Raw genomic sequence first — 22,957 nt, forward strand, 5'->3', positions numbered from 1 at the left:
AAATGGCTAAAAATAACTTATTAGTGTCGGTAATTATACCAACATACAATAGAAAGCAATATTTAGAAAAAACAATACTAAGTGTATTAAACCAAACATACAAAAACATAGAAGTATTAGTTATAGATGATGGGTCTTCTGATAATTATGCTAAATCCGTTTGTGAAAAATTTGAAAAGTGTTTTTACTATTACAAAAATAATGGAGGAGTCTCATCTGCAAGGAATTACGGAGTAAGAAAAGCAAAAGGAAGCTTTATTGCTTTTTTAGATGATGATGATATATGGGTGAAAGAAAAATTAAAAATCCAAATAAATGCTCTAATTAATCATAATGATATTGATTGTGTACATGGTCCTGTAGAAGTGATAGATGAGTGTGATAATAGGAAAGGTATATTCTATGGAGCTTCAAAAGAAAAAACACATAAAAGATCTGGATATGTTTTTTGGAATGCACTGGGAGTGTGGCTAGTAAAAGCCTCTACACCACTTATTAGAAAAGAAGTTTTTAAAGGAAATCTTTTTTTTGATGAAGATATAGAAGTAGGAGAAGATACAGATTTTTACCAAAGAATGTTTTTTAAACACAAAGTGTTGTATATTGACAAAGTTTTAACTCAATATAGAGTATATTCGGAGAGTAAAAGTTTATCATCTCAAGTAGAAAAATATAACGGGCTTGAGAAAAAAATTTTTAATAATTTTGTTAAAATGGGAATAAAAAATCCAATTATTTTAAATAAAGTTGCTAGAAAATTATTGCTTTCAAAAATTAAGAATTTAAATAAATCTAACAATAATATAAAATTAGGCTTTTTTGAAAAGTATTTTTTACCAATTCATACCTTAAAAAATATAAAATGATGACACATATTTTGGTTACAGGAGGAGCAGGAAATGTTGGAAGTTCTCTGGTAGCAAAACTTTCAGAGAATAAGAATAACAAAATAATTGTTTTTGATAATTTGTTAACAGGTAATCTTAACAAGGTTCCAAAAAAAGAAAATGTAATATTTATTAAAGGAAATGTTAATGACTATAATGATATTTCAGGAGTTTTTTTTAGATATAATTTTAATTATGTTTTCCATTTTGCTGCAGTAGTAGGTGTACAAAGAACATTAAATAACCCTCTTTGGGTATTAGAAGATATTAAAGGATTTGACAATATTTTAAAATTATGTAAAAACACGAATGTAAATCGTGTCTACTTCTCATCTTCGTCTGAAGTTTATGGAGAACCTTTTGAAATACCTCAGAATGAAAAAACAACACCTTTAAATTCTAAATTACCTTATGCTATAGTTAAAAATTTAGGAGAATCGTATTTAAAATCTTATCATCAAGAATTTAATTTACAATATTGTATTTTTAGGTTTTTTAACACTTATGGGCCCAACCAAAGTGATGATTTTGTAGTTCCAAAGTTTATTGACTTAGCTTTAAGAAATGAAAATATAACCCTTTATGGAGACGGTTTACAGACAAGAACTTTTTGTTATATTGATGATAATATTGATACCATTATTAATATACATGAAAACTCTTTAGTAAAAAATGATGTTATTAATATTGGAAATGATATAGAATTAACTGTAAAAAAATTAGCTGAGTTAGTTGTTAAATTAACCAAATCAAAATCAAAAATAGTTCATGTACCAGCCTTAAAAGAAGGAGATATGAACAGGAGATGTCCTGATATTCAAAAGATGAAGAAAATCTTGCAAAGAGACTTAGTTTCTGTAGAAGAAGGAATTCTTAGATTAATTGATTTTAAGAAAAACAGTACAAATGTTATCTAATAAATTAAGAAAGTTTAAAAAAAACATTAAGGATAGGTTATCTAAATCTTGCTGTGTATTTTTAGACGATACAAAAAGACCATACGAAAAAGAAATTTTATTAGAATGGAATACATATTTAAAAGGTAATTTAAGATATAAGAAGGTTTATGGTACTATTACCCAGGGTAATAATTTTTCTACAAATCCATTAAGTCACTAAAAATTATTATCTATGAGGATTGGAAATAACCCTGCTAAAGAAAATAGTAATTTAAAAATAGAATCATATCATAGGGTTGTTATACCCGTATATATACCAAATTTAACAGAAGACTATTTTAAAGATGGTTTAAAAATATTAGTTTTATGTTTAGAATCTCTTTTATTAACAATACATTCTAAAACTAGAGTTACTCTCATAAATAATAATTGCTGTTCTGAAGTTGTTGATTATTTGCAAAAAATATATCAATCTAACGATTTAGTAGATCAGTTGCTACATTCTAAAATTAATTTAGGGAAAATAAATGCAATATATGCAGCAGTAAAAAGTAATTTAGAACCTTTAATATCCATTTCGGATGCAGATGTGATGTTTTTACCTAATTGGCAAAAAGAAGTAGAAAAAATAATAAATGTATTTCCAGAGGCAGGTATGGTTTCTCCTGTACCAACAAGTTTAGGCTATAGATCAAAATATATGTTTAACACTATATATTATGCCTTAACGAAAGGTAAATTGAAATTTTCTGATGTTGAAGATTCTGATGCATTGGTGAATTTTCAAAAAAGTATAGGAAGAGAAAAAATGTATAACAAACAGCATTTAAGTAAATATTTAACAATTAGTAAAGATGAGACTAATGCTGTAATAGGTTGCGGTCATTTTGTGGCTACTTTTAGAGCTGAAGTTTTTAAGAAAAGTCCTAATGAGGTTTGTAAGCTTAAAATTGTTGGAGGTAGTGAGTCTGATTATTTTGATATACCAAATGATAAAGCCAATTTGCTTAGACTAGCTACTACAAGTAATTATGCGTATCATTTAGGAAACACCATAGAGCAATGGATGATAGAGAAGTTGGACAGGATTAAAGAAAGTAATTTTACAAATAGTCCTTTAAAATCTCTGTCTGATGTAAAATATGTTAAAAAGCATGGTTATTTCATAGGTAAAATGTTACATAAAGTTTTGTTTAATAAAGCAAAAAAAGTATATTTTTCATACAAAGGAATGAAAGCAGATTATTAATTATGTTAAAAGAAACACGTATTTTAATATCTAATATAGGCTTACCATCTAAGATTATTGGTAGTTGGTCTACAAGACTAAGTAAGTTTATTACAAATAATCCAGATTTCTTTGATTATATTTTATCTCCTGAAAAAGAGGGGAAAAATAATATATTTTGTCAAAAAAAAAACTTTATTACTTGGAGTAAAAAAGTTAGAAACCTAAACCTAAAGCACTGGGTGGCTAAAGATTATTTGAATGAGATATCAAACTTATCAAAAAAAGCCAAAAAAATAACTATTGTTGTTTTAGATGATGCTCACCTCTTAGAAGCAATTGCTTTAGAAAAAAACAAATTTAAATGTGAAATAAAATTAATTTTTTCTTTTCATGGTTTTAGTTTAAATTTAAATGAACTGATTTTAAATAAAATAGATAAAGTACTTTTTTTAACAAATTTAAGTTATGAAGATGCACTTAAAAAAAATGAAACTTTTACTCCAGAAGTTGAAGTTATAGGAAATGGTGTTGATTCATCAATATTTTATCCTTTACAAAGAGTTAATAAAATTGAGCAAAAAAATAAAATGGAGTTTAATTTTAACGACCAAATAATATGTTGGATGTCTAATTCAAGAAGAAAAAAAGGTTTACATATTTTTATTAAAATAATAGACGAGATTAATAAGTTAAATGTACCTGTTAAGTTCATTATAATAGGTTCTAATATTGAAATTAACAAAAAAAATGTTTCTAATATTGGTCGAATTTCAAATCATGAAATGGCCAAATATTTACAAATATCAGATTATTATTTTTTTACTTCTCTTTGTAAAGAAGGTTTTGGATTATCTCTTCTAGAGTCTATAAAATGTGGTGTAAAAGTAATTACATCTAATAATGGAGGAATACCAGAGGTGATACAAGGGTTAGACAATATTACTGTAGTGAAAAAGCCAAACATTATCTCTGAATGGGTAGAGGCTTTTGTAAAATCTTATCATCAAAAAAGTACCATTCTATCTAAAGAAGATGCTTCTAAAATATGGAGTTATAAAGATTGGGAAGAAAAATTTAAAAAATCAATACTATAAAAGATCTTAAATTTGAATAATAAATATATAGAAATACAAAATAGAAAAATTGGTAAAGATTATCCTCCGTTTGTAATTGCAGAAATAGGAATTAATCATGAAGGTTCTTTAAAAATTGCCAAAGAAATGGTTGATGCAGCATACAGAGCAGGAGCAGAGTGTGTAAAACATCAAACTCATATTGTAGCAGATGAAATGAGTGGAGCGGCCAAAAAGGTAATTCCAGGTAATGCTGATGTTTCTATTTATGAAATAATGAAACGTTGTGCCTTAAATGAAGAAGATGAAATAGCTTTAAAAGAATATGTAGAAAGTAAGGGAATGATATTTATATCTACACCATTTTCCAGAGCTGCTTCAGAAAGGTTAGAAAAAATGAATGTTTCTGCTTATAAAATAGGTTCTGGAGAGTGTAATAATTATCCATTATTAGAACATGTAGCCTCTTTTGGTAAACCTGTAATTTTAAGCACAGGTATGAATACTATAGAAAGTGTAGCAAAGGCAGTAGAAATTTTTGAAAAAGTAAATGTTCCTTTAGGATTATTGCATACAACAAATCTCTATCCAACACCTGTTCATTTAGTACGTTTTGGAGCTATGCAACAATTAGCAGAAGCATTTCCAAATAACGTCTTTGGTTTATCAGATCATACTTTAACAAACCATGCTTGTTTTGGAGCAGTTGCTCTAGGAGCTTCCATATTAGAACGCCACTTTACAGACCATAAACAAAGAACAGGACCAGATATTGTTTGCTCTATGGATGAAAATGATTGTAAAGAGTTGATTGAAGGTAGTAATATGATTTGGAAAATGCGTGGTGGCACAAAAAAACCAGCAAAAGAAGAGCAGGTAACTATAGATTTTGCGTTTGCTACAGTAGTTACTATCAAAGAGATTAAAAAAGGAGAGGTTTTTACAAAAGATAATCTGTGGGTAAAAAGACCTGGAACAGGAGAAATTTTAGCTGAAGATTATAATTCTATTTTAGGAAAGAAAGCTACTAGAAATATTGATAATGATGCGCATTTAAGTTTAAATGATATTTGTATATAAAAATGACTGACATTATTAATTTTATTTCGTTTCTTCAAAAAAAAGTTTTCAAACCAGTTTTAATACCTAGTTACATAGTTAATAGAGCTTTAGAAAGTACTATTTTAGATGTAAGATATCATTTTCCAGAGACTAATGAAAACGAAATTATATTTAGGATAATTAATAATAAGAACGAATTAGCCATTTTCTTATACCGATTAGGTAGCGAATTACATAATGTTAATCTAGATAATTTAACGCCTCAGGTACATTGGTTACTAAAAGAATTATGCTCTTGTGAAATTTATTTTAATAATAAAATAGATGAAGGTTTTTATATAGTTCATGGGCAATCTACTATTATTGGAAGTAGAAATAAAATTGGTAGAGGTTTTAAAATTCATCAAGGGTGTACAATTGGGCATAAAATTAATGGAAAAGGAACAGGTAATATCATAGGAAATAATGTAGTTATGTACTGTAATTCGTCTATTATAGGAGAAAATAAAATTGCAGATAACGTTGTTATTGGAGCTCATACTCTTGTAAATAAAGATGTAGAAAAAGATAAAATTGTAATAACAAACACTAAAACTATTTACAGAGAATAAATGAAAAAGATAGTTTTCTTAACAGGAACTCGTGCAGATTTTGGGAAGCTTAAATCATTAATAAGAATTACTCAAAAATCTACAGATTTTGACGTGCAGATATTTGCTACAGGAATGCATTTAGATGAAAAATATGGTCTTACTGTAAATGAAATTTATAAAAGTGGTTTTACGAATATAGCTACTTTTCAAAACCATGTAGGCGCAGAGTTTATGGATAGAACTCTAGCAAAAACAATTCAAGGTTTTTCTGAATATATAGCTATTCAAAAACCAGATTTAATTATTGTTCATGGAGATAGAGTAGAAGCTCTAGCAGGCGCTATTGTTGGGAGTTTAAATAATATTTTGGTTGGACATATAGAGGGAGGAGAGATATCTGGTACTATTGACGAACTTATTAGACATTCTGTTAGTAAATTATCTCATATACATTTGGTTTCTAATCTAGAAGCAAAAAAAAGGTTGATTCAAATGGGGGAATTAGAAAGCTCTTTGCATGTTATAGGTTCTCCTGATTTAGATTTAATGAACCCTAAAAAATTACCTAAATTAACAGAAGTTAAAAATTATTACGATATTAAATTTAAAGAGTTTGCTATTGTAATGTATCACCCAGTAACTACAGAATATCATAAGATTATAGAACAAACGAAGACCTTTGTAGATGCTTTACTAGCATCTACAAATAACTATATTGTTATTTATCCTAATAACGATTTAGGAACTAAAGAAATACTAAAAGAATATCAAAGACTCGAAAATAATAAACGATTTAAAATTTTTCCTTCTTTAAGATTTGAATATTTCTTAAAACTTTTAAGTAAGGCGCAATTTATAATAGGCAATTCTAGCGCAGGTATAAGAGAAGCTCCTTTTTATAATATTCCAACAATAGATGTAGGAACTAGGCAACACAATAGAGGTAATGCAATTTCTATTAAGAATGTAAAACATAACGAGCAGCAAATATTAGAAACAATAAACAATGTTGAAAATAGTTCTAAAAATAATGTAAATATAGAATTTGGAAATGGAGAAAGTGATATTTTATTTTTAGAATTACTTAAGACAGAAAATTTATGGAAAGTAAATAGACAAAAACAATTTCAAGATCTATAGAATGAAAGTATTAGCAATTATACCTGCCAGAGGAGGGTCTAAAGGAATTCCTATGAAAAACATTATTAATTTCAGGGGAAAACCGTTAATACAATGGACTATTGAAGCCGCATTACAATCTAAATATATTACAGAAACCATTGTATCATCTGATAGTAATGAAATTCTAGAAGTTGCTAAAAAAAATAAAGATGTATTACTATTAAAAAGACCTAACTATTTAGCAGAAGATTCAACCAGAACAGAACCTGTATTAAAACATGCTATAACTAGTTTACAAAATAAAAAATATGACTATATTATTTTATTACAGCCAACCTCTCCATTAAGGGATTCTAAAGATATAGATGCTTCTTTTAAAAAAATAGAAAAACAAAATGCAGATTCTTTAATTAGTGTTTGTAGTGTAGAGCATCATCCGTATAAAACTTTTAAATTAGATGAAAACGGTTTCTTAAAAGGTATTATTAATAATGATTTTCCTTTTAGTCCAAGGCAAATATTACCCGATACTTACAGAGCAAATGGAGCAATTTATATTATTAAAACTAAGAAATTTCTTGAAAAAGAACTTTTAATAACAGATAATACGATAGATTACCAGATGAGCAAACAAAAAAGTTTAGATATAGATACTAAAGAAGATTTAATATAATAGTTTATGAGCATATTAATTGTGGTTCCCGATGGAGTAGGTATTAGAAACTATTTGTTTGCAGATATTATTCCTTTACTATTAAAATCTAAAAATAAAGTAATTGTATATCATTCTTTAGATGTTAATGCACTAAATGAAGTAAAAAAACTGCATAATATAGATTTTGAAGATAAAGTAATTAAAAACTATAAAGAATCTATTAAACATAAGTTTTTTAGAGAAACTATTGCTTTTGCTAGGTTAAACTACAACGCACAATTAGTGAAAAATACTACGATTTTAAAGAATTGGAATTATAATAAAAAAGGTGTACAAAAGCTTTTTTATAAGCTAGTACAAGTTTTAGCTAAGTTTTGTAGTAAAAAATATTCTCGAATTTTATGGTTAGAAAATAAATATGAAAACTGTTCTCTAAAATATTTAAACAATGAAATAGATTTTTTAAAAAAAATAGAACCAAAAACAATTTTTTGTACACATCAAAGAGCTATTAAAGCAATACCTATAGTTAAAGCTGCTAATTTATTAGGAATAAAAACAGTTGGTGTAATTTATTCTTGGGATAATATACCAAAAGCTAGATTAGCCGTTAAAACTGATAAATATTTAGTTTGGTCTAAGTACATGAAAGAAGAGGTTAAACTATTTTACCCAGAAATAAGTAAAGATAAAATTATAGTTACTGGTACACCTCAGTTTGATTTCTATAAGGACAAAAATAATATCTTACCAAAACAAGTTTTCTTTGAAAAATATAATTTAGATTTAAAAAAGAAAACAATTTGTTTTTCTGGTGATGATGTACTGACCTCTCCTTATGATCCAAATTATTTAGAAGATATTTGTAAAGCTATCGTGAAAAATGATCATGAAAAAGAGTATCAAATTATCTTTAGAAGATGTCCAGTAGATATATCAGATAGGTATAAAAAAATTTTAGAGAAATATGTAGATATAGTTATTCCTATAGAACCAGCATGGAGTAATAATTCTAAAAACTGGACAACTTTATATCCTTATTATGAAGACATAAAAATACTTACAAATATTTGCGCTCATTCAGATTTTGTTATTAATTTAGGGTCTACAATGGCTCATGATTTTGCTTTTTTTAATAAACCTGCAGCATATTTAAATTACAATACAGTTAAAGATTTTAATTGGGATGTAGATACCATATATAAATTTCAACATTTTAAGTCGATGCCTACAAAACAATCTGTATATTGGATAAACTCTAAAAAAGAAATTTTTTCGGTTATTAAAGAAGCTATAAATCGAAAGTATTCTTTAGGCACTGAATGGTTAAAAACAATAAATTTAGATAGTGATAACATTTCTAAGAATATTGTGAATAATCTTACAAATTAAATTTATTATTTAAAATGCATATTCTTTTTTTGACAAATGAGTATCCTTATAAAAATGAAGCCCATGGAGGTATAGGTACTTTTATTAAGTTTTTAGCAGAACAATTGATAGAAAACAATATAAAGATTTCTGTATTAGGGGTTTATAATATTCAAGAAGATGAAACTTATAAACTTAATAAAATAGATGTTTATAGGTTAAAAATATCTAAATGGAAATTTGCAAAATTTTACGATCATAAGATTAGAATTTTAAAATGCATAAAAGAAATCCATAAAAAAAAACAAATAGATATTATTGAAGGAAGTGAATTGAATTTTGCTTTTTTCCCTTACAAATCATCATATAAGAAAGTAATTAGGTTACATGGAGGGCACCATTTTTTTGCCTCTGAAGAGCAAAGAAAAGTTAATAATTGGAAAGCTTATCAAGAAAAAATATCTTTTAAAAAAGCAGATAATTTTGTAGCAGTAAGTAATTATGTTGGCTACAAGACAAAAAGGCTTTTAAAAAACAACTTTACTTACACTACCATCTATAATAGTATTGATTTACGACCTTTTTATAAGAGTTCTTATAATAAAGAACATTTATACAAGTTGTTATTTGTTGGAACGGTTTGTTATAAGAAAGGAATAGATAGTTTAATAGATGCTATACCAATTATAAAAAAGAAATATCCAAATGTGGTTTTAGAAATAATAGGTAGAGATTGGGTAGATAATAATGGTAATTCTTACACAGGATTATTAAAGAAAAGAATAAAAGACATAGATAAACATAATATAAAATTTACAGGTAGTATTCCATACAAGGATATACCTAGAAGACTAGAGGAAGCTCAATTATGCGTTTATCCCTCAATATCAGAATCTTTTGGGTTAACTTTAATTGAGGGAATGGCTATGGGAAAAGCAATTATAGCGAGTAATATAAAACCCTTTAATGAAATTGTAGGAAATTCTAATTCAGTACTCTTTTTTAAACCCAACTCTAAAGAAGATATTAGTGAAAAAGTAGTTCATTTATTTTCAGACCATAAAAAGAGATTAGAATTAATAGAAAAGAGTAGGAAACATATCTTAGAATGTTTTGATTCTGATAGTATTTTAGAAGATAATATTTCATTTTATAAATCAATTTTAAGATAATGAAATTTGGAATTATAACGCATGCAATTCATAAACAGCATTCTGACAAAATTTATGCTTATGAGCCTTATGTAAGAGAGATGAATTTATGGGCTAAATATGTCACTGAAATAAAAATTTTATCACCAATTTCAAAAGAAAAACTAACTGCTATAGAAAGTGAATATACTGGAGTTAAAGTTAAATTAGAAAAAATACCTAGTCTGCATATTAAAAATATTGCATATGCATTGCATAATATTTTATACATTCCTTTAATTTTTTTTAAAATTATAAAATTTATAAAAAATGTAGATCATATACATTTACGATGCCCTGGTAATATTGGACTTTTAGGTGCTTTAGCTCAAATATTTTACCCTTCTAAACTAAAGACAGTAAAATATGCAGGTAATTGGGATCCAAATAGCAAACAGCCTGTTAGTTATAAGATTCAAAAATGGATTTTATCGAATACTTTTTTAACAAAAAACTGCAAGGTTTTGGTTTACGGAAATTGGGAAAATCAATCAAAAAATATAATTCCTTTTTTTACAGCATCCTATAAAAAAAATGAAATAGAAATAGTAAAGACTAAAAACTTATCATCAGTAATTAAATTTATCTATGTTGGCGCTTTCTCGGTTGGTAAACAACCTATGTTAAGTGTAAAAGTTATAGAAAAACTTTCTAAACAAGGTTTTAATGTACATTTAAATATGTACGGAAATGGTGATAAATTTACTGAAATATATAATTACATAAAGGAAAATTCGCTTCAAAACATCATTGTTTTACATGGAAATAAACCCAAAATTGAAGTAAAACAAGCTTTTAAAGAATCACATTTTTTACTGTTTATTTCTAAATCTGAAGGTTGGCCTAAAGTTGTGGCAGAAGCAATGTTTTGGAGTTGTTTACCAATATCATCAAATGTTTCATGTGTAAATTACATGCTTGGTAATGGTTCAAGAGGAAGTGTTTTAAAACCTGATGCTAACATTGAAGATATTATGATTGAAATAAAAAGATATTTAAATGATGAAAAAAGATATCAAGAAAAAGTTTTAAATGCAACCAATTGGTCTCAAGAGTATACTTTAGACAAATTTGAAGTTGAAATTAAAAAAATTTTAGAGAATAATTATGAGTAATTTAGGTGTTGTTCAGATTATTGATTCATTAGAAACAGGTGGTGCAGAAGTATTAGCGGTTAATATAGCCAACGGTTTAAATGAAATAGGTTTAAACTCACATATTTGTGCAACAAGAAAAGAAGGTAAATTAATAGAAAACATCAATAATAAAGCAAATTATATATTTTTAGATAGAAAAAAAACGGTAGATATTAAAGCTTTAATGAAATTAAAAAGATATGTAAATATGAATAACATATCAGTGATTCATGCACATGCAACCTCAATATTTATGGCTTTTTGTATAAAAGTAATAAATCCTAAATTAAAAGTAATATGGCATGATCACTATGGAAAAAGTGAAAACTTGAACTATAGATCAAGTATATTTCTAAAACTTTTTTCATTTTTTACGCATTCTATAATATCAGTGAATGTAAAGTTGAAAGACTGGTCTGAAAAAAAATTATACTGTAAAAATGTTTTTTTTGTAAATAATTTTGCGAGCTTTAATTTAGTAAAAGAAAAAACAAAATTGAATGGTGAAAATGGAAAGAGAATAATTCATTTGGCAGCTTTTCGAAATCAAAAAAATCATCAATTTTTGATAGAGGCTTTTGCAAAACTAAATAAAGATAAGCCAGATTGGACTTTGCATTTAGTAGGAAGACTTGGGAATGATTTATATACACAAAAAAACTTAGCATTAATTAAAGAATTGAATTTAGAAAAGCATATTTTTGTTTATGATGTTAAAATGGATATCAAAAATATTTTATTACAATCAGATATTGGGGTTTTATCGTCCAGTTCAGAGGGTTTGCCTTTGGCTCTTTTAGAATACGGTTTAGCTAAGTTGCCTGTAGTTTGTACAAATGTTGGTCAATGTTCAGATGTTGTTATTGATAAAAAAACGGGTTATTTAATTGAAAGCAATAATATGAATCAACTAGTTGATAAATTAGAATTGTTAATAGAATCAGAAACTGATCGAATTAAGTTTGGACAAAATAATGAAATCAATATTAAGAAAAACTATTCTATAGGTCCTTTTTTAAAAAAAATAATTAAAATTTATAATTCTTAATTTTGATAAAATTAATCCTTCAAAATAAACTTGTATTCATATTAGTGCATCTAGCTTTTGGCTACTTAGGTACATTTAGTTTTTTTCCAAAAATTTTTGGTTTTGGTATTATTTTAATTCCTATTTATTTCATTTTTAATTCAAAAAATGAAAATGAAGAAGCGTTACTTTTTGCAGCTTATATTGTTGGTGCAGAGGTTTACATTCGTATGACTAGTGGTTTTATATTTTATGAAACAGGAAAGTATATTGTTATATTATACCTTCTATTAGGAATGTTTGTAGGTAAATTTAAACAAATTTTTTCTGTCCAATATGTCTTTTACCTTTTACTCTTATTATTAGGAATTATATTTACTAAAGTTCCTGAAGGAGAATCGTTAAGAAAAAATATTCTTTTTAATTTAAGTGGACCAATTGTATTAGGTATTTCTGCAATATACTGCTATCAGAGAAAGGTTTCCGCTCAAAGATTAATGGATGTTTTATACTTTATGCTATTGCCATTATTTTCTATGATAATTTATCTTTATTTTAGGACACCAGATTTAAGTGAAATAGTATTTGGAGGTGAAGCAAATTTTAAAACCTCTGGAGGATTTGGGCCAAATCAAGTTGCAACTGCAATTGGTCTAGGTATGTTTATTTTAACAGTTTATATACTATCAAATAAACAACTAACTGGTTTAATTTATATCGCTGCTATTTTTTTAATTTATTTTTCTTATCGTGGTTTATTAACTTTTTCACGAGGTGGAATTTTAACAGCTATAATTTCTATTGCTTTTTTTGTTGTATTTTTCTTGATGTACAAAAAAATATCATTTACAAAGTTTTTTAGATACCTAATGCTAGCATTGGTTTTTATATTGTCTATTTGGATATATACATTAGACATTACAAACGGAATGTTAAATAATCGTTATACAGGAAAAAATGCAATTGGAGTTCAGAAAGATATTACGACAGGTAGAGTAGATATTTTGAAAATTCAAATGGGTAATTTTTTAGAGAATCCTTTAGGTATCGGTGTTGGTAATGGTAAGTATGAAAGGCTAAAAAAAGGAGAAGCAATTACTGCAGCATCACATAATGAAGTCGGTCGTTTGTTAGAAGAACACGGTTACATAGGTTTTATTTTATTAATAACACTAATTACAATTCCGTTATTTAACTTCCTAAAAGGGAATTCTTATCAAAAAGCATTTATAATTGCATTTTATTTGATTTGGTTTTTAACAATAAATCATTCTGCTATGAGAATTGCTCTTCCTGGATTCGTTTACGCTTTAAGTTTGTTAAATATCACAAATATTGATGAATTAGAAAACACAGAAGACGAGAATTTAATGATTGCCGAAAATGAGTATTAAAATTCTCTACATAGGTAATAACAATACTAAAAATGAAACTACTTTAAAACTATTAAGTAATTCTCTTTTAAATGAGGATTATGATATAATTGTTACGTCTAACAAACAAAATAAGTTTTTTAGGCTTTTAGATATGTGCGTTCATATACTAAAACTAAGTTTTAAATTAGATTTTGTTATTATTGATACTTACAGTACAACAAACTTTTATTATGCTTTTATATGTTCTCAAATTTGTAGAATTTTTAAATTAAAATACATTACTGTTTTACATGGAGGTAATTTACCAAGTAGACTCAAAAAAAATAAATTCTTATCTAGTTTAATTTTTAATAATGCTTACAAGAATGTTTCGCCTTCCATGTATCTAAAAAAGGAATTTGAAAATTATAATTATGTAGTTGATGAAATACCAAATATTATTCAAATTGATAAATATCCGTTTTTAAAAAGAAATAATATAAAACCTAAGTTGCTCTTTGTAAGAGCCTTTCATGAAATTTATAATCCAATAATGGCTTTAAATGTATTAAAAGAAGTTTTGAAATCTTTCCCAGAAGCAACTTTGTGCATGATTGGTCCAATAAAAGATAATTCACATCAAAATTTTTTAAATCTTGCGAGTCAATATAATTTAATTGATAAAATTGAAATTACAGGTTTCTTATCTAAGGAAGAGTGGCATAAAAAATCTAAAGAATTTGATATATTTATAAATACTTCTAATTTTGATAATATGCCCGTTAGTGTTATCGAAGCTATGGCTTTGGGTTTGCCAATTGTTTCTACCAACGTTGGTGGACTTCCATATTTAATAGATGAAAATATTAGTGGTTTATTAGTTGATAAAAACGATGTTAAAGCAATGGCGAATGCCATCAATTTAATAGTTGAAGGAAAGCATCAGAATCTAGCAATAAATGCCAGAAAAAAAGTAGAAAGTTTTAGCTGGAATTCAGTAAGAAAAAAGTGGTTAGAAATACTAAAATAGATGATACACAAGTTTATTTACCTTTTAGGACAAACTTTTAGGAATCCATCTCTTAGAAAAAACTATCAGTTTTTAAAAACTACTGAGAATTGGTCTTTAGAACAGTTAGAAGAATATCAGTTTAAAAAAATTAGAGAAATAATAAAGTTAGCAATAGAAAATTCTACTTTTTATAGAGATAAATTTGCTAAAGTCAATACTCAAAAAATTAAATCGCTTGATGATTTGAAATTAATTCCTGTTTTGACTAAAGAGGAATTAATTGAAAACGTTAATGAAATTCACACCAATTTAAAGTTTCGTAAACAATTTTTGGCAACAACATCAGGTACTTCTGGTCAATCATTAAAATTTTACAGAAATGAAGAAGCAGATTCGTTTAATAGAGCAGCAATTCAACGAGGTTATTCTTGGCATAATGTTAATCCTTGGGATAGAAATGGGTATTTCTGGGGATTTAATTTCTCCTTTATTTCTAAAATAAAAAATAAGCTTTTAGACAAACTCCAAAATAGATTTAGAATCTTTAGTTTTGAAGACAAGTCTCTAAAGAGTTTCATCAAGAAAACTAAAAATGCAACTTATATTCAAGGTTATTCTTCAATGATTTATCAAACTGCTGTATTAATCAATAAACTCAATTTAGAAAAACCTAAAAACTTAAAATTAGTTAAAGGTACATCAGAAAAAATCTTTGATTCATATCAAGAAGAAATAAAAAAAGCTTTCGGATTGAAAATGGTTAGTGAATATGGCGCTACCGAAGCAGGAATTATAGGTTTTGAATGCGATAGAGGAAGTATTCACATAAATATGGAAGGTGTTTACGTTGAAGAAGTTAACAACGAGATTTTAATAACGAATCTGCAATTAAAATCATTTCCTATTATTAGATATAAGTTAGGCGATTATATTTCTTTGGCTCCAAGAAATGAGAATTGTACTTGCGGAAAGAAACATCTAATTATTAAAGAAATAACAGGTAGAGTAGGAGAAAATATTTACGGGATAGAAAATATGTATCCAAGTTTATATTTGTATTACATTTTTAAAAATATTTCAAAAAAAGAAAATATAAATTTAAACTATCAAGTTTTACAAGAAGAAAAAGGTAAATTGGTGTTTTTAATTCAGAATCAAATCGAAGCAGAACTTCAGCAAAAGCTTTGTAAAGAAATAAAGCAACATTTTAAAGATGATATCAATTTCGAAATTAATACGGATACAGAGTTAAAAAAATCTAACGGTAAATTAAAAAACTTTATTTCTACCATAAATGAATAATTTGGTTTCTATAATAACACCTAGTTATAATTCATCAGCTTTTATATCAAAAACCATAAATAGTGTTTTAAATCAAACCTATAAAAATTGGGAAATGATTATTGTTGATGATTGTTCTACGGATGGCAGCAATAAATTGATTGAAAGTTTTATCGCGAAAGACAGCAGGATTATGCTACATAAATTAGCTAAAAACTCTGGAACAGCAATAGCAAGAAATACTGCAATAGATATAGCAAACGGTGAATTTATAGCTTTTTTAGATAGTGATGATATTTGGTTGCCTAACAAATTAGAGCTTCAAATAGATTTTATGATTCAAAACAATTATAATTTCACACACACCTCTTACAGCACTATAAATGAAACATCAGAAAAACCAATTAAAAACTTTATTTGTAGATCAACTCTAAATTATAAAAACATGCTTTATTCTAATAGAATTGGATGTTTAACAGTAATTTATAATGCTAATAAATTGGGTAAAATTTACATGCCAAATGTTAGAAAAAGGCAAGATTATGCGCTGTGGTTAAAAATTTTAAAAATTGAAGAACACGCCTTTGGTATTCCAGAAATTTTAGCACATTATAGATTAAGAAACCAGTCTATTTCTAATAATAAGTTTGAAATGCTTAAGTGGAACTTCCATCTATTTAAAAATATTGAAAAAATGTCATATGTTAAATCATTTTTTTATCTTTCGTGCAATGTTTTGAATAAACTATTTTAATGAATCAAAAAAAATATTTTAATATATCTGAGCGTAAAATTTTGCTTAGAGTAATAGATACAATAGTTATTATTACTAGCTTGTATTTTTCTTTTGAAATATTAAATTTTAGTTATTTTAACTTTTATAGTAATAGTTTATTAGTTTGGGCATTCTTACTTATTTCATATTATTTAATTTTTGGAGAAATTTTTCAATTATTTAATTTGAACATTTCTAACAATAGGTATCTAGTACTTAGAAGTATCGTTGTTACTGCTTTTGCAACAACAATATTTTACGTTTTCACACCATTTTTATCACCTATTCTACCTAATAATAGACTTCAAATTGTCTATCTTTTTTTAATTCTAGCAATACCAATTGTTGTTTGGAGGTTTTTATACATTCAGTTAATATTTTCTCCAAAGTATTTTAAAACTATAATTTTTATCGGGAAATCTGATAAGATAAAAGGGATGTTAGAAAAAATTCAAAAAGATAACTTTCATAACCTTAGGGCTTATTTTTCTGATAAAGAAATAGATAATGTTAAGGGTTTTAGAAATGTTGAAACTGAAAAACTTTCAGAATTTTTTACTGATAATAGTATAAATGAGATTATAGTTTCTAAAGATGGTTTATCTGATGAAGTTTTAGAATCGTTAAATAAAGAGTTGATTTTTCTTTTTCAAAAAGGATTTAATATTGCAAGTTACGAGTCTTTTTATGAAGAAATAAACTTAAGAGTTCCTAAAGAATATTTAGAACTTAATTTTTATAAGCATATTAATTTTAGTAAAAACAATACTAACAGGTTTTATTTATTTGGTTTAAGAGTAACAGATGTTTTTATTGCTTTAATTGGTTTGATTGCTTTTTTAGTTGTTTTTCCTATAATTTTAATAGGAAATATTTTTGCTAATCGTGGTCCTCTTTTTTATTCTCAAGATAGAGTAGGGCAAAATGGTAAGATTTTTAAGATTTATAAACTTAGGTCTATGGTTACAAATGCAGAGAACAATGGTGCAGTTTGGGCTCAAAAAAATGATACAAGAATCACAACATTCGGTAAATTTTTAAGACATACAAGGTTAGATGAAGTTCCTCAATTTTACAACATCTTAAAAGGGGATATGGGAATTATTGGTCCTAGACCAGAAAGACCAGAATTTGTAAACGATTTAGAAAACAAAATTCCGTTTTACTCTATAAGAAATATTGTTAGACCTGGATTAACGGGTTGGGCTCAGGTAAATTACCCGTATGCAAATACAATTAAAGAACAAGAAATAAAACTTAGATACGATTTGTATTATATAAAAGAAAGAAGTGCTTTTCTTGATTTTAAAATCTTAATTAAAACCATTACAACAATCTTATTTTATAGAGGGCAATAAGTTTTTTAGTAAATAGAAATATCTAATATTTAATAATATTAAAATCGGAATTAAAGTTACAGGAAAGCTCTGTAAACCTAATATCCATAATAACGGAACTAGATTCAATAAAACTATAGTCCCTTTTAAATAACTTTTCATCCAAAGTTTTACCGATTTTTTTAATAATAAAAATGCAATAATAATATTAGGGATAAATGCCCATAATACATTAAAATTATTTGGAGCAGTTGTATGTGATGAAAATAACCATAGATAAGTTAAAATTAAACCAATTAAACCGGTTATAAAGAAGATTAAAAAATCTAAAACTTTAGATCTTTTATTATTTTTAATATTCTTAACAGTTATAAATAAAACTATAATTAAAAGAGCAGAAAAAATAAAAATCGGACTTACAATAAAGTTATTATTTTGAACTTCTTTATAATTTAATAATACATCTTCTCGTTTAACAAAGTCTACAATTCTTCCGTTTCTTTTAATTTTAGCATTCTTAGATGTTTTGTACAAATAATCAGGTAAATAAGTGTAGGCAATTTGATTTCTTTCTTTATCTAAGATAGTACCAGCAATTAAATTAATTCCAAAGTTACCCCAAGTATTCCAGGTAATTTCGTTGTTCATTAATTGCCTTAATGTTTTATTATTTTCTATCTCATTACTTTCTAAAATTAAATTTTCTTTTAAAACTTCAAGAGAAATATCTTTAAGTTTAGATGCACAATTATTAAAAAAAGGATCGTATAAATACGTTGCATTTTCTTTTAGAGCATTTTTTTCTAAATATAAAAAGACTTGCTGTTTTTCTGATGTATTTAAATTTAAAACCTGTTGTTTTAACCAACGTTTATCTCTCATGTAACTATTAAAAAAATAGACAAAATCATATTTAGCCAATAGGTAGTACATTTTACCGTGAGCAAAATTTAATAGAAAATTAGGTTTATCAAAATCAAATATTCCATAGTTATAAATAACATCTAAATTTAAAGAAGGGTCTTTAATTCTAATTGCAGAATGACCAAATTTCTCATATAACTCTTTACCAGGACCTGCAGTAACAATAGATATTTCTGAGAAAGTAGATAATTTCTGAGCATGATTAATTTTAAATAATAATAAAAAGATAGGAAGAACTATACGTAGTTTTTTTATCATAATATATTAAGGTCTAAGTAAATTATAATCTATGGTAATAGAAAAAATATTAGAATACAAAGCGTTTCCGACACTACCAATATTAGTTAAAGCATAATCAACTTGAATTCCTTTATAATTAAATCCAACACCAAAATTTGGTTGTGTGTTTAAAGATTTAGAGCCATCAAATTCTGTTTGATATTGAAAATTACCAACACCAGCTCTTAAATAAACAATATTTTCATAATCTAATTGCAACCCAATTGCCGGATCTATACTTCCTGCATCCGAAGAGAAGATATCATTTGTTCTAGCAAAACGTACATTTAAATCTACTTCTGTTTGTAAATTAAAAAATCGGCCAATTTTAAAATCTCTGGCAACACCTAGTTGTAGTTTTGGTTTTGTAATTTCTGTACTTTGTGGTAATTCTTGATTTTGACCAGGAATTGCATCTCTAATTTTTTCAAATTCTTCTTCATTTATAGCCCAACTATTAAAAGTTGTAGTTATATCTCTAGCCATTAAACCAAATTTCCAATTATTTCTTTCAAATTGAAGACCAATATCAAAACCAAATCCCCAAGAAGAAGCAAAATCGCCAATTGTTCTTCTTACAATTTTTGCATTAACGCCTAACTTAACATCTTTAAAAATTAAGTTTCTAGCATAAGCTAGATTAAACGCATAATCTGCTGCAGAAAATAAACTAATTCTATTAAAATCTATGTTTCCGTCGCTATCAATTAACTGTGTCGTATTTAAAATATCATCTACACCAAATCGAATAACAGAAACTCCTAAAGCACTTTCTTTATCTATAGGCATTGCAAAAGCCGCATGGTTGTAATTTGCAATTCCTGCAAAATAAGAGGCATACATTAAAGAACCTTGATAATCTTCGATACCAACTAAACCTGCAGGATTCCAATAAGTTGCATTTACGTTATTTGTAGTAGCTACAACAGCTTTACTTTTACCTAAAGCAGCAGCATCTACACCAATATTTAAAAATTCATTAGAGTAATTTCTAAATGCCTGCGCGTTAATTAATACAGTTAAGAATAAGAAAAAAAGTAAAATTCTATATTTCAAATGACATGATTTTTCTGTAACAAATATCTTAAATCCTATTAAAATAACATTAGTTTTAGTAAGATATTGTTTCATAAAATTATATTTGAATTTTTTCTTCGATAAAAGAAGCTATTTTGGTTTCAAGCCAATTATTTTCTTCTGTTTTAAAGGAACTCATAAAACCACAATGACCACCAAATTCTGGGATTTCTAAATAAAATTTATCCGATTTAATAGCTTCTTTTCTTGGGTAACATTCTGCAGATAAGAAAGTATCATCTTTAGCATTTACAAGTAAAGTTGGTCTATCTATTTTAGATAAATAAGGTTTAGAGCTCGCTTTTTCCCAATAATCTTCTGGATTTTTAAAGCCAAAAACAGGTACCGTATATAAATATTCTAAATGTTTAAACTTTGTTGCTTTTTTTAAGCGTTCTTTATCTAATTGAAACTCTGGAAATTTATTCGCTTTATCTAAAATTTTACTTTTTAAAGTCTTAAAAAATACTTCTACATATAATCTATTTTTGAATTTGTCTAATTCTTTTTCTGCAGAAGTAATATCAATTGGTACAGAAACAGCAATTCCTCCTTTAACAATGTTAGATAGTTTATCCTGATACTCTCCTAAATACTTTAAAGTTAAATTTCCGCCCAAACTAAAACCTATAATTACTATTGAATCGTAATTATAGTTGGTATTAATATGTTTAATTACAAAATCTACATCTTCGGTTTTACCACTATGATAAGTGTCTAAAAGTAAATTGTCTTCACCACTACAACTTCTTAAATTTAACGAAACAGTATCTAAACCTTTACTATTTAAATGATTTACAGAAGAAATAATATATTTTGATTGAGAACTTCCTTCTAAACCATGAATTAACAATACCAAATTTTTAGAACCAACTTTAGAAAAATCTAAATCGATAAAATCATTATCCCAGGTAGAAATTCTTTTACGAGAATAAGTACAAGTTTCCTTAGAAAATAAAGGACGATAAATTGTATTAAAATGTCCGTTTTTAAAAGGTAAAGTAGGAGAGAAGTCCGATTTTAATATTGGCATTCGTAATGATTTGTATGATAATTTTTAAAAATACATAAAATATTAATAGTTTTAGAAAATTACCAAATTAGGATTTATTATTTTAGCCCTCTAATCAAATTTTATAATGAAAAAACACATTCCTAACTTACTAACATTAGGTAATTTATTTTGCGGAACAATTGCAACCATTTTAGCTGTTAATAATAATTTTGTATTTGCAGGTTTATTCGTGGTTTTAGGTATCTTTTTTGATTTTTTTGATGGTTTTGCTGCTCGTTTATTAAACGTTTCTGGAGAATTGGGAAAACAATTAGATTCTTTAGCAGATATGGTAACTAGTGGTGTTGTGCCAGGAATTATAATGTTTAAGTTGATAGGAGACAAGGTAATTGGTTCAGATACATTTACTGATGAATTTAACTTACCAACTATAATTCCGTTTGTAGGATTGATACTAACTTTAGGCGCATGCTACAGATTAGCAAAATTTAATATTGATACAAGACAATCTGAATCTTTTATAGGATTACCAACACCTGCAATGAGTTTATTTGTAATTTCATTACCATTAATTTTAGAATATTCAGATCTAGAATTTGTAAATGATCTTATTAGAAATAATTATTTCTTAATAACGATTACACTTTTATTAACCTATTTAATGAATGCAGAACTACCTTTGTTTTCTTTGAAATTTAAAAATTATGCAATCAAAAATAATATCGTTAAATATTTATTTTTATTAATATCAATTATAATGATTATCAGTTTACAATATTTATCGATTCCTTTAATAATAACAATTTATGTATTATTATCGCTCATATCAAATTCTAAAAAAGCGTAAATAAAAAAAGCATCAATTTTAAATTGATGCTTTTTTTTGTAGAATAAGGTTTGTCTTAAAATACTTTACGTTTTTTAAGCTCAAAATCTTTACCTAAATATACTTTTCTTACCATTTCATCAGCAGCAAGTTCTTCTGGTGTACCTTCTTTAAGAATACTTCCGTTGTACATTAAATACGTTTTATCTGTAATAGCTAAAGTTGCTTGTACATCATGATCTGTAATTAAAATACCAATATTTCTGTCTTTTAAATGCGCTACAATACTTTGTATATCTTCTACAGCAATAGGATCTACACCTGCAAAAGGTTCATCTAAAAGAATAAAGTTAGGGTCTGAAGCTAAACATCGAGCAATTTCTGTTCTTCTTCTTTCTCCACCAGATAATAAATCACCTCTGTTTTTACGAACATGACCAATATTAAATTCTTCTATTAAAGATTCTAATTTTATCTTTTGTTCTTTTTTAGAACGTCCTGTAAATTGTAAAACAGACATAATGTTGTCTTCTACAGAAAGTTTTCTAAAAACAGAAGCTTCTTGTGCTAAATATCCAATCCCTTTTTGCGCACGTTTGTACATGGCATCTTGGGTTATTTCTTCATCATTTAAAAATATTTTACCAGCATTTGGTTTAATCATACCAACAATCATGTAAAAAGAAGTAGTTTTACCAGCACCGTTTGGTCCTAATAAACCTATAATTTCTCCTTGTTGTACTTCTAAAGAAATACCTTTTACAACTTTTCTACTTCCGTAGATTTTCTGAATGTTATCTGCTCTTAAAATCATATTTTAAATATGTAGT

Annotated in this window: 23 protein-coding genes; 19 read left to right on the forward strand and 4 right to left on the reverse strand. The window is 26.4% G+C overall.

Annotation, left to right across the window (positions count from 1 at the left end; translation table 11 throughout):
• Positions 1-2: 2 nt before the first annotated feature.
• The 18 genes from WG950_RS01725 to WG950_RS01810 are packed head-to-tail and all read left to right on the forward strand — an operon-like array spanning position 3 to position 18,027.
• Entirely contained in the window at positions 3-866 is an 864-nt protein-coding gene (locus WG950_RS01725; RefSeq protein WP_340933755.1) for a glycosyltransferase, read from the forward strand.
• Complete coding sequence (locus WG950_RS01730; protein ID WP_340933757.1) at positions 863-1,804, forward strand: NAD-dependent epimerase/dehydratase family protein; 942 nt, start codon at positions 863-865, stop codon at positions 1,802-1,804. The genes WG950_RS01725 and WG950_RS01730 overlap by 4 nt, the downstream gene beginning before the upstream one ends.
• The gene (locus WG950_RS01735) at positions 1,794-2,006 is read left to right on the forward strand and encodes a hypothetical protein (protein WP_340933758.1); all 213 of its coding nucleotides are present in this window, start codon (positions 1,794-1,796) and stop codon (positions 2,004-2,006) included. Before WG950_RS01730 ends, WG950_RS01735 begins: the two co-directional genes overlap by 11 nt.
• Positions 2,007-2,018: 12 nt before the next feature.
• Positions 2,019-3,035, forward strand: a complete 1,017-nt coding sequence (locus WG950_RS01740) for a glycosyltransferase family A protein (protein WP_340933759.1) — start codon at positions 2,019-2,021, stop codon at positions 3,033-3,035.
• Between the two features lie 2 nt (positions 3,036-3,037).
• Entirely contained in the window at positions 3,038-4,111 is a 1,074-nt protein-coding gene (locus WG950_RS01745) for a glycosyltransferase family 4 protein (protein WP_340933761.1), read from the forward strand.
• Between the two features lie 12 nt (positions 4,112-4,123).
• The gene (gene neuB, locus WG950_RS01750; protein ID WP_340933762.1) at positions 4,124-5,170 is read left to right on the forward strand and encodes an N-acetylneuraminate synthase; all 1,047 of its coding nucleotides are present in this window, start codon (positions 4,124-4,126) and stop codon (positions 5,168-5,170) included.
• Positions 5,171-5,172: 2 nt separating this feature from the next.
• Entirely contained in the window at positions 5,173-5,763 is a 591-nt protein-coding gene (locus WG950_RS01755) for a hypothetical protein (protein WP_340933763.1), read from the forward strand.
• The gene (neuC, locus tag WG950_RS01760) at positions 5,764-6,885 is read left to right on the forward strand and encodes a UDP-N-acetylglucosamine 2-epimerase (RefSeq protein ID WP_340933764.1); all 1,122 of its coding nucleotides are present in this window, start codon (positions 5,764-5,766) and stop codon (positions 6,883-6,885) included.
• Position 6,886: 1 nt separating this feature from the next.
• Positions 6,887-7,540 (forward strand): acylneuraminate cytidylyltransferase family protein, encoded by a 654-nt coding sequence (locus WG950_RS01765; protein ID WP_340933767.1) that lies wholly within the window; start codon positions 6,887-6,889, stop codon positions 7,538-7,540.
• A 6-nt stretch (positions 7,541-7,546) separates the two neighbouring features.
• Complete coding sequence (locus WG950_RS01770) at positions 7,547-8,914, forward strand: hypothetical protein (RefSeq protein ID WP_340933769.1); 1,368 nt, start codon at positions 7,547-7,549, stop codon at positions 8,912-8,914.
• Positions 8,915-8,928: 14 nt separating this feature from the next.
• On the forward strand, positions 8,929-10,065 hold the full coding sequence (locus tag WG950_RS01775) for a glycosyltransferase family 4 protein (protein WP_340933770.1): 1,137 nt from the start codon (positions 8,929-8,931) through the stop codon (positions 10,063-10,065).
• Positions 10,065-11,198: a glycosyltransferase gene (locus WG950_RS01780; protein ID WP_340933772.1), complete on the forward strand. Its 1,134-nt coding sequence runs from the start codon at positions 10,065-10,067 to the stop codon at positions 11,196-11,198. The genes WG950_RS01775 and WG950_RS01780 overlap by 1 nt, the downstream gene beginning before the upstream one ends.
• Positions 11,191-12,267 carry a glycosyltransferase gene (locus tag WG950_RS01785; protein ID WP_340933774.1) on the forward strand — a complete coding sequence of 359 codons (1,077 nt, stop codon included), beginning with the start codon at positions 11,191-11,193 and terminating at the stop codon, positions 12,265-12,267. The genes WG950_RS01780 and WG950_RS01785 overlap by 8 nt, the downstream gene beginning before the upstream one ends.
• Positions 12,268-12,269: 2 nt before the next feature.
• Positions 12,270-13,640 carry an O-antigen ligase family protein gene (locus tag WG950_RS01790; protein ID WP_340933776.1) on the forward strand — a complete coding sequence of 457 codons (1,371 nt, stop codon included), beginning with the start codon at positions 12,270-12,272 and terminating at the stop codon, positions 13,638-13,640.
• The gene (locus tag WG950_RS01795) at positions 13,630-14,631 is read left to right on the forward strand and encodes a glycosyltransferase family 4 protein (protein WP_340933777.1); all 1,002 of its coding nucleotides are present in this window, start codon (positions 13,630-13,632) and stop codon (positions 14,629-14,631) included. The genes WG950_RS01790 and WG950_RS01795 overlap by 11 nt, the downstream gene beginning before the upstream one ends.
• Positions 14,632-15,915, forward strand: a complete 1,284-nt coding sequence (locus tag WG950_RS01800) for a phenylacetate--CoA ligase family protein (protein ID WP_340933778.1) — start codon at positions 14,632-14,634, stop codon at positions 15,913-15,915. It begins immediately after the preceding gene.
• Positions 15,908-16,648: a glycosyltransferase family 2 protein gene (locus tag WG950_RS01805; RefSeq protein ID WP_340933779.1), complete on the forward strand. Its 741-nt coding sequence runs from the start codon at positions 15,908-15,910 to the stop codon at positions 16,646-16,648. The genes WG950_RS01800 and WG950_RS01805 overlap by 8 nt, the downstream gene beginning before the upstream one ends.
• Positions 16,648-18,027 (forward strand): exopolysaccharide biosynthesis polyprenyl glycosylphosphotransferase, encoded by a 1,380-nt coding sequence (locus WG950_RS01810; RefSeq protein ID WP_340933782.1) that lies wholly within the window; start codon positions 16,648-16,650, stop codon positions 18,025-18,027. The genes WG950_RS01805 and WG950_RS01810 overlap by 1 nt, the downstream gene beginning before the upstream one ends.
• Here WG950_RS01810 and WG950_RS01815 read toward each other — a convergent pair.
• The 3 genes from WG950_RS01815 to WG950_RS01825 all read right to left on the reverse strand — a co-directional run bounded on the left by WG950_RS01815 (position 18,007) and on the right by WG950_RS01825 (position 21,319).
• Positions 18,007-19,188, reverse strand: coding sequence for a DUF4105 domain-containing protein (locus WG950_RS01815; protein WP_340933784.1), 1,182 nt, complete (start codon positions 19,186-19,188; stop codon positions 18,007-18,009). The genes WG950_RS01810 and WG950_RS01815 overlap by 21 nt on opposite strands.
• A 6-nt stretch (positions 19,189-19,194) precedes the next feature.
• A complete protein-coding gene (locus tag WG950_RS01820; protein ID WP_340935221.1) occupies positions 19,195-20,265 on the reverse strand; it encodes a PorV/PorQ family protein in 1,071 nt (356 codons plus the stop codon).
• Between the two features lie 79 nt (positions 20,266-20,344).
• The gene (locus tag WG950_RS01825) at positions 20,345-21,319 is read right to left on the reverse strand and encodes a YheT family hydrolase (RefSeq protein WP_340933786.1); all 975 of its coding nucleotides are present in this window, start codon (positions 21,317-21,319) and stop codon (positions 20,345-20,347) included.
• Between the two features lie 106 nt (positions 21,320-21,425).
• On the opposite strand from WG950_RS01825, the gene WG950_RS01830 reads away from it, so the two are divergent.
• A complete protein-coding gene (locus tag WG950_RS01830; RefSeq protein WP_340933787.1) occupies positions 21,426-22,148 on the forward strand; it encodes a CDP-alcohol phosphatidyltransferase family protein in 723 nt (240 codons plus the stop codon).
• Between the two features lie 55 nt (positions 22,149-22,203).
• On the opposite strand, the gene lptB is transcribed toward WG950_RS01830, so the two are convergent.
• Positions 22,204-22,941, reverse strand: a complete 738-nt coding sequence (gene lptB, locus WG950_RS01835) for an LPS export ABC transporter ATP-binding protein (protein ID WP_077809359.1) — start codon at positions 22,939-22,941, stop codon at positions 22,204-22,206.
• Between the last annotated feature and the right edge of the window lie 16 nt (positions 22,942-22,957).

The organism is Polaribacter marinaquae, from assembly GCF_038019025.1.
Lineage (GTDB): Bacteria > Bacteroidota > Bacteroidia > Flavobacteriales > Flavobacteriaceae > Polaribacter > Polaribacter marinaquae.

Bases quoted from the DNA above. Each gene is read 5' to 3' on its own strand.
- WG950_RS01725 (WP_340933755.1), top strand. From the start codon at position 3: ATGGCTAAAAATAACTTATTAGTGTCGGTAATTATACCAACATACAAT.
- WG950_RS01730 (WP_340933757.1), top strand. From the start codon at position 863: ATGATGACACATATTTTGGTTACAGGAGGAGCAGGAAATGTTGGAAGT.
- WG950_RS01735 (WP_340933758.1), top strand. From the start codon at position 1,794: ATGTTATCTAATAAATTAAGAAAGTTTAAAAAAAACATTAAGGATAGG.
- WG950_RS01740 (WP_340933759.1), top strand. From the start codon at position 2,019: ATGAGGATTGGAAATAACCCTGCTAAAGAAAATAGTAATTTAAAAATA.
- WG950_RS01745 (WP_340933761.1), top strand. From the start codon at position 3,038: ATGTTAAAAGAAACACGTATTTTAATATCTAATATAGGCTTACCATCT.
- WG950_RS01755 (WP_340933763.1), top strand. From the start codon at position 5,173: ATGACTGACATTATTAATTTTATTTCGTTTCTTCAAAAAAAAGTTTTC.
- neuC (WP_340933764.1), top strand. From the start codon at position 5,764: ATGAAAAAGATAGTTTTCTTAACAGGAACTCGTGCAGATTTTGGGAAG.
- WG950_RS01765 (WP_340933767.1), top strand. From the start codon at position 6,887: ATGAAAGTATTAGCAATTATACCTGCCAGAGGAGGGTCTAAAGGAATT.
- WG950_RS01770 (WP_340933769.1), top strand. From the start codon at position 7,547: ATGAGCATATTAATTGTGGTTCCCGATGGAGTAGGTATTAGAAACTAT.
- WG950_RS01775 (WP_340933770.1), top strand. From the start codon at position 8,929: ATGCATATTCTTTTTTTGACAAATGAGTATCCTTATAAAAATGAAGCC.
- WG950_RS01780 (WP_340933772.1), top strand. From the start codon at position 10,065: ATGAAATTTGGAATTATAACGCATGCAATTCATAAACAGCATTCTGAC.
- WG950_RS01785 (WP_340933774.1), top strand. From the start codon at position 11,191: ATGAGTAATTTAGGTGTTGTTCAGATTATTGATTCATTAGAAACAGGT.
- WG950_RS01795 (WP_340933777.1), top strand. From the start codon at position 13,630: ATGAGTATTAAAATTCTCTACATAGGTAATAACAATACTAAAAATGAA.
- WG950_RS01800 (WP_340933778.1), top strand. From the start codon at position 14,632: ATGATACACAAGTTTATTTACCTTTTAGGACAAACTTTTAGGAATCCA.
- WG950_RS01805 (WP_340933779.1), top strand. From the start codon at position 15,908: ATGAATAATTTGGTTTCTATAATAACACCTAGTTATAATTCATCAGCT.
- WG950_RS01810 (WP_340933782.1), top strand. From the start codon at position 16,648: ATGAATCAAAAAAAATATTTTAATATATCTGAGCGTAAAATTTTGCTT.
- WG950_RS01815 (WP_340933784.1), bottom strand. From the start codon at position 19,188: ATGATAAAAAAACTACGTATAGTTCTTCCTATCTTTTTATTATTATTT.
- WG950_RS01825 (WP_340933786.1), bottom strand. From the start codon at position 21,319: ATGCCAATATTAAAATCGGACTTCTCTCCTACTTTACCTTTTAAAAAC.
- WG950_RS01830 (WP_340933787.1), top strand. From the start codon at position 21,426: ATGAAAAAACACATTCCTAACTTACTAACATTAGGTAATTTATTTTGC.
- lptB (WP_077809359.1), bottom strand. From the start codon at position 22,941: ATGATTTTAAGAGCAGATAACATTCAGAAAATCTACGGAAGTAGAAAA.